Below are 17,632 nucleotides of genomic sequence, written 5' to 3' on the forward strand. Positions count from 1 at the left end.
GGAACCTTAACGTTTGCGCAGGGGTTCTTTGCGGCGGGTGGGGGTTTGCGGCCTGAATGCTTGCGTTTTGCTTACTTCCGGGGTGGCGCCGTCGATGCCCGCACGACCAGCCGCGGCGCGGAAACCACGCACACGCGCGCAGCCGACTGTGCCGGCGTCGTCGGCGCTGCGGGCGTCTCGACCAGCTCCGTCAGCAACGCCACAGCCAGTTCCGCCGCCTCGACCGTTGCGACCGCAACGGTCGTGAGCGCGGGCCGCGATTCGCGCGCCAGCTGGATGTCGGTGATCCCGACCACGGATAGCTCGCGCGGCACGTCGAGCCCGAGATCGGCGGCTGCCTGCATCGCGCCGAGCGCGGGCAGGTCGTTGGTCGCGAAGAGGGCGGTGAGATCGGGGTGCCGCGCAAGCAACTCGCTGGCCGCGGCGTAGCCGCCTTGTGTCGTATCCGGCGCGTAGCGCACGGGCGCGAGCGCGCCGTCCAGCCCGGCCGCCTGCATGGCGGCGACGAAGCCGTCATAGCGCGCCGCGTGGATGCCCGACACCTTGCTGCCGACGATCGCGCCAATGCGTCGGTGCCCGAGTGCGAGCAGATGCTGCGCGGCGAGCTCCCCCGCGAGCCGGAAATCCACGGCCACGCAGGGCAGGCCGGGCGGATCGAGCGGGCGCTCCCACATGCACAGCACCACGGGCGCGCCGCGCCGCTCGGTGGCGCGCAGGTCGGCAAAGTCGAGATTGGCGTTCATCACGAGCACGCCCGCCGAGAGCGTGCCGGCGATCTGCTCCAGGTAGGCGCGCCCCGTTTGCGGATCGCCTGCGGTATTGCAGATGATGAGGAAGCGCCCGCTGCGGCGCAGCGCGTTTTCCACGGCGAGCGCGAACTCGGGGTAGAACGGGTTCGCAATGCTCGACACCATGAGCGCGATGGTGGGCGGCCGTCCTTCGGCAAGCGCGCGCGCCGACAAATGCGGCCGATACCCCAGCGCCTCGATCGCTTCGAGCACGCGCAACCGCGTGGCCTCGCCCACCCGCCCGCGATTGCGCAGGACGTTCGAGACGGTGGCCGGTGTGACGCCGGCGCGGCGCGCGACTTCGCTCAGGGTCGGCATGCGATCTCAAAATATGGGAAGGTGATTCAACATTTGCCTGATCGTGCGCGGGCGCTGCACCATTGGCCCCACTATCAGAACGAGTACCGGAGACACCGCAGCCTGGATCGCAACACGCGATCGCTTTTTACGGCCCGCGGATTAAGCGCTTAATCTCCGCTCCGCGCTGATTAGAACATGGAGGCGGGACGATGGCGAGCATTTCGTTACGCGGCGTTCAGAAGGCATACGGCGAGAATGCGCCGGTGATTCGCAACGTCGATCTGGAAATCGGCAAGAACGAGTTCTGTGTGTTTCTCGGCCCTTCGGGCTGCGGCAAGTCCACCTTGTTGCGCATGATCGCGGGCCTGGAGGACGTGACCGACGGCGATATCTCGATCGGCGGCAAGCTCGTGAACGACGTGCCCGCCGCGCAGCGCGGCGTGGCCATGGTGTTTCAGAGCTACGCGCTCTTTCCGCACATGACCGTGTACGAGAACATGGCGTTTGGCCTGAAGCTCGCGAAAACGCCCAAGGCCGAGATCGACCGCAAGGTGCGTGAAGCGGCGCGCATTCTCCAGCTCGAAGCGTTGCTCGAACGCCATCCCAAGGCGCTTTCGGGCGGCCAGCGCCAGCGCGTGGCGATCGGACGCGCGATCGTGCGCGAACCGGGCGTGTTTCTGTTCGACGAGCCGCTTTCCAATCTCGACGCCACCCTGCGCGGCCAGACGCGCATCGAGATCGCACGCCTGCATCGCCAGTTCGAGCAGGCGAGCGTGGTGTACGTGACGCACGACCAGATCGAAGCGATGACGCTCGCCGACAAGATCGTGCTGTTGCATAGCGGTAAGGATACCGAACGATATGGCAGCATCGCCCAGGTGGGCGCGCCGCTCGACCTGTATCACCGGCCGTCGAGCCGTTTCGTGGCGGGCTTCATCGGCTCGCCGCGCATGAATTTTCTGCCGGCGCGCGTGGCGGCCATCGACCCGAACGGCGTGAGCGTCACGCTCGACGCAAGCGGCGAAACGGTGCGCCTGGCGGTGCAGGGCTCGCGGCTTGCCGTGGGCGCGCCGGTCACGTTCGGCGTGCGGCCCGAGCATCTCGAACCAGTGGAAGAGGGTGCGGCGTCGCGAGATGCCAGGGACACCTTGACGATCACGCGCGCCATCACGCTCATCGAGGAACTGGGCGAGCACAGCTATGTGCACCTGGAGCAGCCGGGCGGCGCGGTGCTCATCGCCAAGGCTCCGGGCGACGCGCGCCTGCAACGCGGCGGCACCGCGCGCTTTCGCGCGAACGCGGGGGCGTGCCATCTGTTCGCGGAGGACGGCTTCGCCGTCGCGCCGTTCGCCACCGTCGATCAACCCGCGTAAGCACACCATGAGAACAGCAAGCGAGGACATTGGGATGCGTCTTGGAGTCTGCTATTACCCCGAGCACTGGCCGGAGGCCATGTGGAAAGACGACGCCGCGCGCATGAAGGCGCTTGGCATCGCGCAGGTGCGTATCGGCGAATTTGCGTGGAGCCGCATCGAGCCCTCGCCCGGCGAATACGACTGGGCCTGGCTCGATCGCGCCATCGACACGCTTGGTGCGGCCGGCCTGCAAGTGGTGATGTGCACGCCCACGGCCACGCCGCCCAAGTGGCTGATCGACCGGCACCCGGACATCCTGCCCGTGGATGCCGATGGCCGCGTGCGCGCGTTCGGCTCGCGGCGCCACTACGATTTTTCGTCGCCCGCGTACTTCGAGGCGTCGCGGCGCATTTGCGAAGCGGTCGCCGCGCGTTACGGCCGGCATCCCGCCGTTGCGTACTGGCAAACGGACAACGAATACGGCTGCCATCAAACCGTGGTCAGCTACTCGCCCGCGGCCGTGCAACGCTTTCGCGAATGGCTCAAGGCGCGCTACGGCAGCATCGACGCGCTCAACACCGCGTGGGGCACCGTGTTCTGGAGCATGGAGTATCGTGGCTTCGACGAGATCGATGCGCCCGTCGGCACCGTGACCGAGGCGCATCCCTCGCACCGGCTCGACTACCGGCGCTTCGCCTCCGACGAAGTGCAGCGCTACAACCGCATGCAGGTGGACATTCTGCGCGCGCATTCGCCGGGCCGCCCCATCGCGCACAACTTCATGCAGCTATTCCTGGAGTTCGACCACTACAAGGTCGCCGCCGATCTCGACGTGGCCAGCTGGGACAGCTATCCGCTCGGCGCGCTCGACCAGCAGTGGTATGCGCCCGAGGTCAAGGCGCGCTATCTGCGCACGGGGCACCCGGACTTCGCTTCGTTCAATCACGACGTGTATCGCGGCATGTCGAAGCTGCCGTTCTGGGTCATGGAGCAGCAGCCCGGCCCCGTGAACTGGGCGCACTGGAACCCCGCGCCGCTGCCCGGCATGGTGCGCCTCTGGAGTTGGGAGGCGTTCGCGCACGGCGCGGGCTGCGTGTCGTATTTCCGCTGGCGGCAGGCGCCGTTCGCGCAGGAGCAGATGCATGCGGGGCTGAACACGCCCGATAACCGGCCCGACATCGGCAGTGCCGAGGCGGCGCGCGTGGCGAGCGAAATCGAGGCCGTGCTCGCGGCGGCCGCAGCCCAAAAGGGCGACCCCGACTTCGACGTGAAGACACCCGTTGCGCTCGTGTTCGACTACGAGGCGAAGTGGCTCTTCGAGATTCATCCACAAGGCGCCGATTTCCACTATCCGCGCTTTGCTGTGGAGTACTACTCGGCGCTGCGCGCGCTCGGCTTCGACGTGGATATCGTTTCGGCGCATGCGCCGCTCGACGGCTACCGGCTCGTGGTGGTGCCGCCGCTGCCCATCGTGCCCGACGACTTCGCGCAGCGTCTCGCGAATTCGGGCGCGCAGGTCGTGATCGGGCCGCGCACGGGTTCCAAGACCGTCGATCTCCAGATTCCCGCCAATCTGCCGCCGGGGCCGCTCGCGGCGCTGCTGCCGCTGCGCGTGTGGCGCGTGGAGTCGCTGCGACCCGACATCAGCGAGCCGGTGAAGTTCGCGGCCGATGGCGCGCGCGCGGGCCACGCGCGCCACTGGCGCGACCTGATCGAGCTTGGTGCGAGCGCGGGCGAAAACGAATCGGCCGCGCCGGAAGTGCGCGCCAGCTTCGAGGACGGCCACCCAGCATGGGTGCAGTGCGGCGCGGTCCACTACCTGGCGAGCCTTTTCGACGACGAAACCACGCAGGCGCTTTTCGCGCGCGTCGCGCGTGAAGCGGGCCTCGCGCCGCAGCCGCTTGGCGACGCCGTGCGCGTGAGCCGCCGCGGCGGCTTCACGTGGGTGTTCAACTACGGGCCGGGCGCGCACACGCTTTCTGCGGATATTCCCGACGAGGCATTCGTGATCGGCTCGCGTACGATAGAAGCGCAGGGCGTGGCGGCTTACCGCTCGACATAAGCGCATTGCGCAATGCCTTCCGATGCAGCATCGACAACGACGTAAAACCAAGGAGACACGCATGATCGGCAAGACCTTCAGACCACGCACCCTGTTCGTTGCCGTCACGCTGGCGGCGGGCGCGTTGGCAGGCGCATTCGCCGGCGCGGCGCAGGCCGGCACGCTCGAAATGAATATCGCGTTCAAGGGCGCGAGCCAGCGCGCCGTGTGGGAGCAAGTCGTCGACGAGTTCAAGAAGACGCACCCCGGCACCGACGTGAAGGTGTCGTTCGTCGATGAAGAAGCCTACAAGGTGCAACTGCCGAACTGGCTCACGACCGCGCCGCCCGACATCGTGAACTGGCACGACGGCGAGCGCATGGCGTATTACGCGAAGCGCGGCCTGTTCGAGGACCTGTCGGGCGACTGGAAGAAGAACGGCTGGGACAACACGTATGCCTCGACGAAGGAGGCTTCCTCGTTCCAGGGCAAGCAGTACGCGGCGCCCACGGTGTATTACTCGTGGGGCATGTTCTATCGGAAGGACCTGTTCGACAAGGCGGGCATCAAGAGCGAGCCGAAAACCTGGAATGAATTCCTCGACGCCTGCAAGAAGCTCAAGGCCGCGGGCATTACGCCGATCGCCGTGGGCGGGCGCGACGCGTGGACGCTCGCGGGCTGGTTCGACTATCTCGACCTGCGCCTGAACGGCAACGCGTTCCACCAGAAACTGATGGCGGGCGAAGTGCCGTACACCGACCCGCGCGTGAAGAAGGTCTACGTCACGTGGAAGCAGTTGCTCGACGACGGCGACTTCATTCCCAATTCGCTTTCCTACGATCTCGACGCGGCGCAGCCGTTCCTGTTCCAGGGCAAGGCCGCGATGATGCTGATGGGCACGTTCATCACGGGCGGTTTCAACCCGACGGTCAAGCAGCAGATGGGCTATTTCCAGTTCCCGATCATCGACTCGAACGTGCCGACCGCTGAAGACGGGCCGGTCGAATCGCTGCATATTCCGGCGAAGGCGAAGAACAAGGCCGACGCGCGCGCGTTCCTCGCGTTCGCTGAGACCCCCGACATCGGCGCGCAGCTTGCCAAGGGGCTGGGCTCGCTGTCGGCCAACAGCAAGTCGCCGGAACCCGAGGACCCAATTTCGAAGATCGGCTTCCAGATCCTCTCGAACACCAAGGGCGGCATTGCGCAGTTCTACGATCGCGACATGACCAAGGAGATGGCCGATGAAGGCATGAAGGGCATGCAGCAGTTCATGTCCGACCCGACGAAGATCGACGCGATCCTGGCGCAGCTGGAGCAGTCGCGCCAGCGCATCTACAAGAAGTAAGCAGTTCGAAGCAGCGGCGGGCGGTGCGGCGTATGCGCCGCCGCCCGCCGTGCAGTCCAGCCACTTTGCATGGGACCGGAGGTTTCGCCGTGAGACAGGCAGTGACCCACTCCGTTGCGCACCGCGTGGACGGCGCCGCGTCGCCGGGCGACGAAGGTGATGCCGGTGGTGATGCCGCAGGCGCGGGCGGCATGCCGCAAGCGAGCGGCCGTGGCATTAGACCGCGCCGCCGCGTGTCGCCCACCGCGCGCCGCCAGCGCCGCGCCGCATGCCTTTTTCTCGCACCCGCGTGCATCATGTTCGCGGTCTACGTGATCTGGCCGATTCTCTCCACGCTGCGCCTCTCGTTCTACAACTGGGACGGCATGAGCGACGCGAGCTTCGTGGGCCTCGCGAACTACACCGAACTGTTTCAGTCGCCCACGTTTTACACGGCGCTGAAGAACAACGTGATCTGGCTCGTGCTGTTCCTGCTCGCGCCGCCCATGGGGCTTGCGATCGCGCTGTACCTGAACCAGGCCGTGAGCGGCATTCGCATCGTCAAGTCGCTGTTCTTCGCGCCGTTCGTGCTTTCGGGCGTGGTGGTGGGCCTCATCTACTCTTGGTTCTACGACCCCACGTTCGGGTTGCTCGCGATGATCGTGGGGCACGGCATCCCCGTGCTCGGCGACCCGCACTACGCCACGCCCGGCATCATTTTCGCGGCGCTGTGGCCGCAAACCGCGTACTGCATGATCCTTTACCTCACGGGCCTCACCACGCTCAACAGCGAGCAGATCGAAGCCGCGCGCATGGAAGGAGCGAAGGGCTGGACCATGCTCTGGCACGTGATCCTGCCGCAACTTCGGCCTGTCACCTTCATGGCCGTGGTGGTCACGGTGATTGGCGCGCTGCGCAGCTTCGACCTCATCTCCGTGATGACGGGCGGCGGACCGTTCGAAAGCTCGACCGTGCTCGCTTACTACATGTACGACCAGGCGATCAAATATTACCGGCTCGGCTATTCGGCCTCGATTGCCGTCGTGCTGTTCGCGATCATGCTGCTCTATATCGTCTATCACCTGCGCCGCCTGCTGCGCAGCGAACACTGACCGCGCCGCGAGGAGCCGACCATGTTCCCGATTCCGCTCGACAAATGGAAGCCCGCGTCGCGCCGCCTGTACAAGCTCTCGCTGCCGCTGGCGCTCGTGATCTGGCTGTTGCCGCTCATCGCCGTGCTCATCACCTCGGTGCGCTCCACCGACGAACTGAGCGAAGGCAACTACTGGGGCTGGCCGAGGCACTTCGCGATGGTCGAGAACTATCGCGACGCGCTCACGACCTCGCCCATGCTGCACTACTTCTGGAACAGCGTGCAGATCACGATTCCAGCCGTGGCGGGGGCCATCGCGCTGGCGGCGCTGGCGGGCTATGCGCTGGCGATCTACCGCTTTCCGGGCAACCCGGCGTTGTTCGCGACCTTCGTTGCGGGCAACTTCGTGCCGATCCAGGTGCTCATGATTCCCGTGCGCGATCTGACGCTCAAGCTCGGCCTCTACAACACCGTGGGCGGTCTGATTCTCTTTCATCTGTCGTTTCAGACCGGCTTTTGCGCGCTATTCCTGCGCAATTTCATCAAGCAATTGCCGTTCGAACTGGTCGAGGCGGCGCGTATCGAGGGCGCGAACGAGTGGACCGTGTTCGTGCGCATCGTGCTGCCGCTCATTCGCCCGGCGCTGGCCGCGCTGGCCATTCTCGTGTTCACGTTCGTCTGGAACGACTATTTCTGGGCGCTGTGCCTGACCCAGGGCGACGAGGCCGCGCCGATCACCGTGGGAGTCGCGGCGCTCAAGGGGCAGTGGACGACGGCGTGGAATCTCGTTTCGGCGGGCTCGGTGCTTGCCGCCTTGCCTTCGGTGATGATGTTCTTCGCCATGCAGAAGCACTTCGTGGCCGGGCTCACGTTCGGCGCGACCAAAGGCTGAGCCTGGGCACGAGCGTGGCGGTTTGACTTCGGCGCGGCGCTACGGTCCAATTCAAGGCCTGTGACGCAAGCAAGGAACGCCTCATGCAACACGATGAACCCGCCGCCGCGCCGGCGGCTTCGACCACGCAGTCGCCAGATCGGTTGCCCGCCGCAATCGTGCGCGATTTCGACGGCGAGCACCTCGAAGCGCGTCTTTCGGACGCGATCCGCCTCTCCACCGTGAGCGAGGACGGCTGGCCGCACGCGGCGCAACTGAGCGCGGGCGAGATCCTGGCCGTGAATGCGAGCACGCTGCTGATCGCGGTCTGGCCGCAGTCGAGCACCACACGCAATCTCTCGCGCGACGGCCGCCTCACGCTCTCGCTCGTGCACGACGGCGCGCTGCTGGAAATCCGCGCGCGGGCGCACGCTCTGGCGCAAAAGCAGACGGCGCTCGAACTGAGCGTGTTTCGCGTGGCGATCGAAGCCGTGACCGAGCATCGCGCAAAATATGCCGAGGTGCTGAGCGGCGTGACGTTCCGGCTCTACGAGCCCGAGCGCGTGATCGCGCGCTGGCGCGAGCAGATCGCGATGCTGCGCGCGCTTGCCTGAGCGAAGCGGCGCCCGCTTCGCGCGGTTGTCATCGTGGATGTGCTAGCGTGTACTGCAACGCACACAAGCGCAACATGCAAGCGCAAACCCGGCACGCAAGCCAACGGAATCACGATGCAGACCACCGAACTCTCGGACTGGCAGCAGTTCATGGCGCTGACCACGCAACTGGACGGCTGGGCCTTTCGCGGCCAGCAAAACGCGCAGTGGCGGCTGGAGAGCTCGCTCACGCGCTACATGCGCGACTACGTGGGCGACCGGCTGCAATGGCGCCAGCGCGAGGAGCGCGCGATCCGCGTGTTCCGCCGCAAGGCGCACAACTTTCTCGCGCACCCGGAGATGCTCCGGGACGACCTGCGGTGTCTCGCGCTCATGCAGCACCACGGCGCGCCCACGCGGCTGCTCGACTTCACCAAGAGCCCGTTCGTCGCGGCCTTTTTCGCGCTCGAACGCGCGACCGGCGACGCGGCCGTCTACGCGCTCAACACGCCCGCGCTCTGGAACAGCCGCGCATTGCCGCGCGCGAACCCTTCGCTCACGCGCGACGTGATCGACCCGCGCGTGCAGGACAACTTCGAACGCTATTTCTTTAGCAACACGAACGAAATTCTCTGGTCGGGCGAGCCCACGGAAATGGATGACCGGCTCGTTGCGCAATCGGGCACCTTCGTCGTGCCGGGCGTGATCGACAAGCCGTTGCAGGCGATTCTCGACGGTTACGAGAGCAACGAGGAACTGCTGCATAAAATCGTGCTGCCCGCGCGCATTCGCATGGACGCGATGAAGTGGCTCTACCGCATGAACGTCACGAATGCGTCGCTGTTTCCAGGGCTTGACGGACTCGCGCGCTCCATTGCCGTGGAGCTGGAGATCGTGTGGTCGGGCATGATCGCACCAGGCAGCGGCTCGACGAATTGAGGCGCCGTACGTTCGATGCCAGGCGGGGTCAGCTTCCGAAATCCGGCGGCGGACCCGCCGCCTGGCGCCTGGCACCTCGCGTATCAGAAGCGATGCCGCAGCCCTGCGTGCACCGCGACCTGGGTTGCGCCCCCCGAAGCAGAAAGCGAAACGATCTGCGCGCGCTCCGCGTCTCCCGCCGCTTTCTGATAAACGGCGAACAGATAAACGTCCGTGCGTTTCGAAAGCCAATAGTCGCCCCCGAGATCGGCCTGATGGTATTTGGGCACGGCGCCCGTGCTGTCGATCTTGCCGCGCGTGTATGTATAGAGCGCGGAAAGCTGCAAAGCCGGCGTGAGCAGATAGCGCGCATTGATTTCGGCGTTTTGCCAGAGCGAATTGCCTGAAACGGCCGCGCTCTGCGTGAACTTCACGCGCGTGTAGACGGCGCCGATGGTGGCGGACCCGAGCGCGTACGAGGCCCCGGCCGCCACCGTTTCGAGCTTTTGCGCGGACTGTAGCGGCACGCTGCCGATAATCGCGCTGTCGATCGTGCCGCGTCCGTCGTACACGGCGGTGAGCGGGTCGTCAATGTGGATATAGCCCGCGCCGAGCGTCAGCCCGCCAAGCGCATAACCCGCGCCGACACTCCAGACGCGGTTCTGTGCAAAGTCGCCAGGCGTGCCGCCGAAGCTGAACAAGCCCTCGAACGAAAAGCCCGCATACTTCGCGCTGCGGAACTTGACCGAGCGATCCACGCGGTACGTGTCGAGCAGATTGTCGAGATCGCCGAAATGCGCGCCATAGGAGCCGAATGCGACAACGCCCGAAAGCGGCGTGACGTAGTCGACGATCGGATCGTACTGGCGCCCGAACATCAACGTGCCGTACGGCGAGTCGAGCCCGACCCACGCCTGGCGCCCGAACAGGCGTCCTCCCTGACCGAGGCTGCCGTTGAACGAATCGAAGCCGCTTTCGAGCACGAACAACGTCTGCCAGCCGCCACCGAGCGACTCCTGGCCACGCAAGCCCCAGCGGTTGTTCTGGTTCACGCCGCCTTGCGTGAGCCAGGCGGAATGGCCGGCTTCGTTGCTCACATAGGTGAGGCCGCTGTCGATGATGCCATATAGCGTGACGCCATCGGCCGCGTGAGCGAGCGCAGGCAGCGCGGCGAGTGGGGCCAGTGAAGCGAGGAGGGTTTTGCGCAGAAGCGAAGCCATGATCGAGGGTCTCCGGTCGAAGTCTTGTTTTGAGTGAGAGGGGGAAACGTCAGGCGCGTTTGCCGTTCCCCGGCGACAGCGCAAGCGTCATTGCGACGCCACCGAGGCACAGCAGCAGGCTCATCAGGTGCCAGCCGTGATCGAGATTGCCGAAGTGCGTCTTGATGAGGCCGATCGCGTAGGGGCTCGCGAAGCCGCCGATCTGCCCGACGCTGCTGATGAACGCGATGCCGCCCGCCGCCGCGGCCCCCGAGAGGTGGGCGGGCGGAATCGCCCAGAACACGGGCATGGCCGCATAGACGCACACCACGGCGATCGAAAGAATCGCGATCATCAGGGCGATGTTCGAGAAGTGCAGCGTGAGGGCGGCGAGCGCGAGCCCTGCGCCGAACGCGCAGAAGGCAAAGTGCCAGCGCCGCTCCATGAGGCGGTCCGAGCGCCGCGCGATCGTGATGATGCCGATGGCGCCGATGCCATAGGGAATCGCGCTATAGAGGCCGACGCTCAGGACGTCGGTGACGCCCAGTTCCTTGATGAGCGTCGGCACCCAGAAGCTGATGGCGAAGGAGCCGGCCGCGAGCGCGAAGTACACGAACGAGAACACGTAGACGAGCGGCTTGCGCAACGCCGCGCCAAACGAATGCGGTGCGGCGGCGGGCAGCGCGGCGCGCTCGGCGGCGAGCGTTTCGGTGACGAAGCGTTTTTCGTCGTCGCTGAGCCAGTCGACTTCGTCGGGCGAGTCGACGAGCGCGAAGTAGCAGACGAGCCCGAGCAGGGCGGCGGGCGTGCCTTCGATGAAGAACATCCATTGCCAGCCCGCGAGACCCGCCACGCCGGCCATGTCCTTCATGATCCAGCCGGACAGCAGGCCGCCGATGAGTCCCGCGAACGCAACGCCCGCGAAGAACCACGACACGACGGTCGCGCGCCGTTCGGCGGGATACCAGAGTGTCAGATACAGCACGATGCCCGGAAAGAAGCCCGCCTCGAAGGCGCCGAGCAGGAAGCGCATGAGATAGAACTGCCACGGCGCGCTCACGAACATCATGCCGGCCGACACGACGCCCCAGCACAGCATGATGCGCGAGAACGTGCGCCGTGCTCCGATGCGCGCGAGCAGCAGATTGCTCGGCACTTCGAAGATCACGTAGCCGATGAAGAAAATGCCTGCACCGAGGCCGTAAATCGCATCGGTGAAACCGAGGTCCTGCTTCATCTGCAACTGCGCGAAGCCGATGTTGATGCGGTCGAGAAATGCGACCACGTACGAAATGAACAGCAGCGGCACGATGCGCCAGGAAATCTTGCGGTAGATCGCGGCGGGCGTGGCGGCCGCTGCGGGTCGAACGGCGCTGACGTGTGACATGGGTCGCCTCAGGAATGCCGGTGAACAAAAAGGGGCCGCACGCCTGCGTTCTTCGCGCGGCTCGCGTGCGGCCCCGGACGTGGCGCGTCGTCGACGCGCTAGCGGGTGATGTGGCGGCCGATCCAGTCGGCCATCGCGTCGGCGGAAAGCGTGACCAGATCGGGCTGGCCCGCGAGATAGTGATTGCCGCCCGGCACCGCGATTTCGGTGAGGCGCGCGCCGGCCGCGTCGCGCCACGCGCGCGCGGTGCTCGGGAAGGTCGAGCCGTCGGCGGTGTGCGTCATGAGCAGTACGGGCACCGAGGTGCGAGCGAGGCTCGCGGGACCGTCGGCCTGCGAGCGCGACGACCACTGCGAGAGCCACGAACGCAGCGTGTTGAGCCGGCCCATGGCGTTGGCGCCGTAGTTCACGGCGCGCGGGTCGCCCCAGATCGAGCCGGCCTTGCGGTCGTTGGTGTCGAGCGCGAGGTCGAGAAAGCGAGGATCGCTATGCGTGCGATAGACGAGAAAGGTCTGGTCCTGCGGACCCTGCGGATTCGCGCGCAACTGGCGCAGGCGCGCGAGCACCCACGCTTCGATGCGATCGCGCCGGGCCAGTTGGGCCGCGCGAAACGCGTCCACGAACGCGGGCTCGAACGGCGCGCGGCGCGTACCGTCGTAGAGATCCCATGCGGGGTCGGTCGCGAGCGCATCGGACTCGTCGATCACGGAGGGGTCGAGCCATTCGGCGATCAAGCGCGCGCGGCCCGCATGCGCGGCCGACAGCACGATGCCGTCGACGGGCGGCAGGTCGGCCGCGCACAGCGCGGTGGGCAGATCATCGGCATAATGCGTCGCGCTGAAGTGCTCGGCCTGGCCCTGATAGAAGCTCGACAGCGCCGCGCCGCCCGAATTGCCGATCAGCACGACCTTGCGATAGCCGCGCGCGCGCAGATGGCGCACGCCCGCCGCGAGGTCGAGCAACACCTGCTCCATCAGCAACATCGTGTCGTTGCCGGCGTAGCGCGAATTGAGGCCCATGCATGCAATGCCGCGCGCCGCGAGCGGTTGCAGCAGATAGTGGCCCATGTAATTCGAGGTCGGATGCATCACGATGGCAGCCACGTCGCGCACCCCGCCTGCGGGCTCGACCAGTGCGCCGTAAATGCGCGGCCGCAGGTTTTGCAGGCCGGACTGGCTTTCCATCGCCACGCCAGGTGGCACCTCGATATCGACGAACGTGACCGGCAGCGTGCTCATGCGCGGCCCTCCGCGTGATCGGCGCGGCGCGCGGCCTTCTCCGCGTTCCAGCCGGCGAGCAGCGCGTGAGCCTCTTGCGCGTGCGCGGCCATGTCGGCGTCGCTCGCGGTTGGCGTGGTCAGCTCCAGCCGGAAGCCATTGGGATCGAAGAAGTAGATCGAGCGAATGATGTGGTGATCGGTGATGCCGAGCACCTCGACGCCGTGCGCTTCGAGGCGCGCGCGCATGGCTTCGAGCGCCGCCACCGAGTCCACGCGCAGCGCGATGTGATTGACCCATGCGGGCGTATTGGGCGAGGGCAGCGCGGCCGTGTCGTCGCCGAGGTCGAAGAACGCGAGCGACGAGCCGTCGGTCATCTGGAAGAAGATGTGCACGTAGGGGCAGTATTCGCCCGTGGAAGGCACGTGGTCGAGCTTGATCAGATGCACGAGCGGCAAGCCGAGGATGTCCTCATAGAAGTGGCGCGTGGCTTCGGCGTCGCGGCAGCGCCACGCGAAGTGATGCAGGCCGCGAATCGGCTCGGGTGGTTTCATGTTGCCTCCGGGGGCCCGGCTGTGCGGGTACGGTTTCTGGATACGGCCGGATGATGGCAAAGCGCACCGCGCAACGTCTGTCCTGATTGCTGATGACGGCGCCGCGAAAGCGGGTTAACACGGATAGGTACGCGCGCGTCGCGCGCGCTCTAATGCTGGACGCCAAGCGAAAGACTGATGAAAGAAAGGTAGGGAGACACCGGTGCGAAGCTATCCACTGCAAGCGGTCCAGAGCGCGCCGCAGATCGCTGCCGCGGATGCCGCGGCCCTGATCGATCACCTCGGCGAAGCGCGCTTTGCCCACACCGTGCTGGGCATCATCGGCGCGCATCTGGCCGCGAGCCATTGCTCGATCCTGCTGCGCTCGCCGGCCGGCGACACCTGCGCGCTCGAAGCCGCGAGCCTGGAAGGCGACGGTGCGCGCCTCGCGGGCGACGCTTATGTGAGCGCGGGTTTCTACGCTCACGATCGCGCGTTCGCCGATCCGTCGCTCTCGGTCAGCGGCGGCGTGCTCACGCTGCAAACGCGCGACGAGGTCTCGTCTTCCGATCACCGCAAGCTCTGCTACGACCGGCTCGGCATCGCGCAGCGCGTGTCGTTCGCGGCGCGTCTGGACGACGGCGCGATCGTCGCGACCAACTTCTATCGCTGCGCCACGAGCGGCGCGCTGGACGAGCGCGCGCTCGAAGCCGCGCAGGCGCTTGCGCAGCCGCTGCTCGCCGCCGTGCGCAAGCACAGCCGTTTGCGCGCGCCGCGCGCAGAAGCGCGCGGGGCTATGTGCACTACCGCGCCCACGGACTGGGCGCGCCTGAGCGAACGCGAGCGCGACGTGGCCCAGCTGTGCGTGCGCGGCTTCAGTGCGAAGGAGATCGCGCGTGCGCTCGACATCGCCGTCACGACCGTCAATACGCTCAAGCAGCGCGCCTATCAGAAGCTCGGCATTCGCCGCCAGAGCGAGCTTGTCGCGTTGCTGAGCGGCACGCGCGTCGCGCCGCTCGACGCCTGACGCGTTACGCCTGACGCACGACGTCATCACACATCGGGACAGACGGCCCACCGCTTCGCTTCGTATCCTTGCACGGCGTAACACAACGTCCAGCAAGGAGACAGCATGGTCCGAGCCAGCACGGACAAGAGCGGGGGCTACGCGCTGCCCGTTTTTCCCTTTAAACGCCCGCCGGAACTCGACGGCCGGCACCGGCGCTATCGCGTTGTCGTGATCGGCGCGGGCCTCGCCGGCCTCACGGCGGCGGTCGATCTCGCGCAGCACGGCATCGACGTCGTGGTGCTAGACGAGGACAACACGGTCGGCGTGCGCGGCGCGTCGAGCCGCGGCATCTGCTACGCACAACGTAGCCTCGAAATTTTCGCGCGGCTAGGCATTGCGCAGCGCGTGCTCGCCAAGGGCGTCACGTGGTCGGTCACGAAAGTGCTCTCCGGCGAGAAGGTGCTCTACGAATACGATCTCGCGCGCACGCACACCTCGTTGCAGCCGCCGTTCGTGAACCTCCAGCAGTTCTACATCGAATGGTTTCTCGCGGATCGCTTCGAAGAACTGAATACCGGCGAGATCCGCTGGTCGTCGCGCGTGACGGGCGTGGCCGCCCACGACGATCACACGGTGCTCGACGTCACGACGCCCGAGGGTGACTATCGGCTCGAAGCCGACTGGGTGCTCGACGCCGAAGGCGCCGGCAGCTTCGTGCGCGAGACGCTCGGCCTCCAGGTGAGCGGCGAGCGCACGCCCGACCGCTGGTGCATCACCGACGTGCGCGTGAGTGCGCCGCTGCCGCACGAACGCTGGACCTGGGTCGACGCGCCATTCAACGAAGGGCGGGGCGTCTGGCAACACCTGATGGCCGACGACGTGTGGCGTCTCGACTTCCAGATGGACGAGCACTGCGACCCCGCCGAAGTGAGCCGTACCGAAGTGGCCGAAGCGCGCGTGCGCAAAATGCTTGGCGACGTGCCATTCGAACTCGTGTGGGTCGGGCCGTACTTCTACCGTACGCAACTGCTCGACTCGTTCCGGCACCGGCGCATTCTCTTCCTGGGCGACGCCGCCCACGTGAAAAGCCCGTTCGGCGCGCGCGGCGGCAACAGCGGCATTCAGGACGCCGACAATCTCGTGTGGAAGCTTGCACTCATATTGCGCGGCGAGGCAGGCGAAGCGCTGCTTGCGACTTATGACGAAGAGCGCCGCGCGGCCGCGCAAACGAATATCCGCGTCACGCAGCGCTCGGGCCGCTTCATGCGCCCGGCCAACGAAGCCGAGCATGTGTTCCGTCGCGCTGTGCTCTCGCTGGCGGGCGAGCACGTGTTCGCCCGCGGCCTGCTCAATACGGGGCGCCTGTGCACGCCGCACGATTATCGAGGCATGTCGGCGTTCGGCGCGCCGGGCGAGGGCGTTGGCGCGAGCGTGCCCAACGTCGAGTTGAACGTGCGCGGTGAAACGTGCTCGCTGATGACACTCGCGGCGCGCTCGCATGGCCGGTTGATGCTGTTCGTCGATGACGCTTGCCCGGACCTCGAAGCGTTGCGTGCGGCACTTGTCGCGCTGCCGGTCGACGTGTACGTGCTCGGTGGCGATATCGCGGCCGACGAACCGGCGCGCACGCATCTTTGCGTGCCGCATGCAGGCGCGGCGCTCATCCGGCCCGACTCGCACCTTGCCGCGATCGTCGCATGCGCCGACGTCACGCAAGTGCGCGCCGCCGTCGCGTGCGCGCTGGGACAACCCACACTCGAACCGGAGAGGCTCGCATGAGTGCCGCCCGACTTCTCGCCACGACCGACGATCGCTATGAAGCGCTGCTCGATCTGCATCAGGACCTCGACGCCGAGGCGAGCGCCTTGCTCAACGCGCGCCTCGTGCTCTTGCTCATGAATGAAATCGACGATGGCGCGCGTCTTGCCGGATTGCTCGACGCCGCACGCCTCGTTTCGCCTTGCCTCCCGGGAGAACTGACATGACCACCGTTTCCTTCGCCTCGGCCGCCGACACGCGCGCGCAACAGGCACGCCTCGTCGAACTGGCCGATCGTGTCTACGGATTCGTTTCGGACTTCGATCCAAATTGCGGCTTCATTGTGGGCGACGACGGCGTGCTCGTCATCGACACGCGCGCGACGCCCACGCTCGCGCGCGAGTTGCGCGACGCGATTGCGAGCGTCACCGACAAGCCCGTGAAATATGTGTTTCTCACGCACTATCACGCCGTGCGCGTGCTGGGCGCGAGCGTGTTCGACGGCGCGACCGTCATCAGCAGCGCGGGGACGCTCGACTGGATCCGCACGCGGGGCGAGGCCGATTTCGCCTCCGAGGCCGGGCGCTTTCCGCGGCTCTTTCAAGGCATCGACGAGATTCCGGGCCTTACCTACCCGCACATGGTGTTCGAGGACACGCTGACGTTGTGGTTCGGCGGCCGCGAGATCCAGTTGCGCCACTTCGGCGCGGGCCACTCGTTCGGCGATTCGGTTTGCTGGCTGCCGGCGGAGCGCGTGCTGTTTTCGGGCGATCTCGTCGAGAATCGTTGCGGCGTCTATGCGGGCGACGGCTATCTTCGTGCATGGTCGAAGACGCTCGCGAAGTTGCGCGCGCTCGACGCCGATGTGCTGCTTCCGGGCCGCGGTGCGGCGCTCAATGGCCGCGCGCAGGTCGAACAGGCGATCGACGGCACCCAGCGTTTCGTCGACACGGTGCTCGACTGCGTGGGCGCCGCGATCGCGCGCGGCGCCTCGCTCAAGGAGTGCTATTTCCAGACGCTCGAAACGATGAAGCCCGTGTTCGGCGACTGGCCGGTGTTTCAGCACGTATTGCCGTTCGACGTTTGCCGCGCCTTCGAAGAACTCAATGGCACCGAGCATCCGCGCATCTGGACTGCCGAACGCGACGTCGAGTTGTGGAAGCTGCTGCACGAGTAAGCGGGAAGTCATACGTTCGTGATGGCCGGGCATGAATGCCACCGTCGCTGCCGTGCCCGTCAACATCAC

General features: G+C 66.4%; 16 protein-coding genes. 11 read left to right on the top strand and 5 right to left on the bottom strand.

Annotated features, from left to right (window positions below; all coding sequences use genetic code 11):
- Positions 1–71: 71 nt before the first annotated feature.
- Positions 72–1,106 carry a LacI family DNA-binding transcriptional regulator gene (locus C7402_RS10225; protein WP_112170566.1) on the bottom strand — a complete coding sequence of 345 codons (1,035 nt, stop codon included), beginning with the start codon at positions 1,104–1,106 and terminating at the stop codon, positions 72–74.
- A 191-nt stretch (positions 1,107–1,297) separates the two neighbouring features.
- Here C7402_RS10225 and C7402_RS10230 point away from each other — a divergent pair, with 191 nt between their 5' ends.
- The 7 genes from C7402_RS10230 to C7402_RS10260 all read left to right on the top strand — a co-directional run bounded on the left by C7402_RS10230 (position 1,298) and on the right by C7402_RS10260 (position 9,304).
- Positions 1,298–2,461 (top strand): ABC transporter ATP-binding protein, encoded by a 1,164-nt coding sequence (locus C7402_RS10230; protein ID WP_116610559.1) that lies wholly within the window; start codon positions 1,298–1,300, stop codon positions 2,459–2,461.
- A gap of 34 nt (positions 2,462–2,495) precedes the next feature.
- Positions 2,496–4,505, top strand: a complete 2,010-nt coding sequence (locus tag C7402_RS10235; RefSeq protein ID WP_116610560.1) for a beta-galactosidase — start codon at positions 2,496–2,498, stop codon at positions 4,503–4,505.
- 61 nt (positions 4,506–4,566) lie between these two features.
- Entirely contained in the window at positions 4,567–5,829 is a 1,263-nt protein-coding gene (locus tag C7402_RS10240; protein ID WP_116610561.1) for an ABC transporter substrate-binding protein, read from the top strand.
- Between the two features lie 101 nt (positions 5,830–5,930).
- Positions 5,931–6,920 carry a carbohydrate ABC transporter permease gene (locus C7402_RS10245; RefSeq protein WP_116610562.1) on the top strand — a complete coding sequence of 330 codons (990 nt, stop codon included), beginning with the start codon at positions 5,931–5,933 and terminating at the stop codon, positions 6,918–6,920.
- 21 nt (positions 6,921–6,941) lie between these two features.
- A complete protein-coding gene (locus C7402_RS10250; RefSeq protein ID WP_116610563.1) occupies positions 6,942–7,793 on the top strand; it encodes a carbohydrate ABC transporter permease in 852 nt (283 codons plus the stop codon).
- A gap of 83 nt (positions 7,794–7,876) precedes the next feature.
- The gene (locus C7402_RS10255; protein WP_116610564.1) at positions 7,877–8,386 is read left to right on the top strand and encodes a pyridoxamine 5'-phosphate oxidase family protein; all 510 of its coding nucleotides are present in this window, start codon (positions 7,877–7,879) and stop codon (positions 8,384–8,386) included.
- Positions 8,387–8,500: 114 nt separating this feature from the next.
- Complete coding sequence (locus C7402_RS10260) at positions 8,501–9,304, top strand: FRG domain-containing protein (protein ID WP_116610565.1); 804 nt, start codon at positions 8,501–8,503, stop codon at positions 9,302–9,304.
- An 83-nt stretch (positions 9,305–9,387) separates the two neighbouring features.
- Here C7402_RS10260 and C7402_RS10265 read toward each other — a convergent pair whose 3' ends face one another.
- The 4 genes from C7402_RS10265 to C7402_RS10280 form a co-directional block, all read right to left on the bottom strand.
- Positions 9,388–10,503, bottom strand: a complete 1,116-nt coding sequence (locus C7402_RS10265) for a porin (RefSeq protein WP_244314809.1) — start codon at positions 10,501–10,503, stop codon at positions 9,388–9,390.
- Between the two features lie 49 nt (positions 10,504–10,552).
- On the bottom strand, positions 10,553–11,869 hold the full coding sequence (locus tag C7402_RS10270) for an MFS transporter (RefSeq protein ID WP_116610566.1): 1,317 nt from the start codon (positions 11,867–11,869) through the stop codon (positions 10,553–10,555).
- A gap of 98 nt (positions 11,870–11,967) precedes the next feature.
- Positions 11,968–13,107: an alpha/beta hydrolase family protein gene (locus C7402_RS10275; protein WP_116610567.1), complete on the bottom strand. Its 1,140-nt coding sequence runs from the start codon at positions 13,105–13,107 to the stop codon at positions 11,968–11,970.
- Positions 13,104–13,640, bottom strand: a complete 537-nt coding sequence (locus C7402_RS10280; protein ID WP_116610568.1) for a VOC family protein — start codon at positions 13,638–13,640, stop codon at positions 13,104–13,106. Before C7402_RS10280 ends, C7402_RS10275 begins: the two co-directional genes overlap by 4 nt.
- A 202-nt stretch (positions 13,641–13,842) precedes the next feature.
- On the opposite strand from C7402_RS10280, the gene C7402_RS10285 reads away from it, so the two are divergent.
- From C7402_RS10285 to C7402_RS10300, 4 genes are all read left to right on the top strand, one after another.
- Complete coding sequence (locus tag C7402_RS10285) at positions 13,843–14,646, top strand: helix-turn-helix transcriptional regulator (protein ID WP_116610569.1); 804 nt, start codon at positions 13,843–13,845, stop codon at positions 14,644–14,646.
- A 105-nt stretch (positions 14,647–14,751) separates the two neighbouring features.
- Entirely contained in the window at positions 14,752–16,407 is a 1,656-nt protein-coding gene (locus C7402_RS10290; RefSeq protein ID WP_116610570.1) for an FAD-dependent oxidoreductase, read from the top strand.
- A complete protein-coding gene (locus C7402_RS10295) occupies positions 16,404–16,613 on the top strand; it encodes a DUF2783 domain-containing protein (RefSeq protein ID WP_112170555.1) in 210 nt (69 codons plus the stop codon). Before C7402_RS10290 ends, C7402_RS10295 begins: the two co-directional genes overlap by 4 nt.
- Positions 16,610–17,563, top strand: coding sequence for an MBL fold metallo-hydrolase (locus C7402_RS10300; RefSeq protein WP_112170554.1), 954 nt, complete (start codon positions 16,610–16,612; stop codon positions 17,561–17,563). The genes C7402_RS10295 and C7402_RS10300 overlap by 4 nt, the downstream gene beginning before the upstream one ends.
- The last annotated feature ends 69 nt before the right edge of the window (positions 17,564–17,632 follow it).

The organism is Paraburkholderia unamae, from assembly GCF_003096875.1.
Lineage (GTDB): Bacteria > Pseudomonadota > Gammaproteobacteria > Burkholderiales > Burkholderiaceae > Paraburkholderia > Paraburkholderia unamae.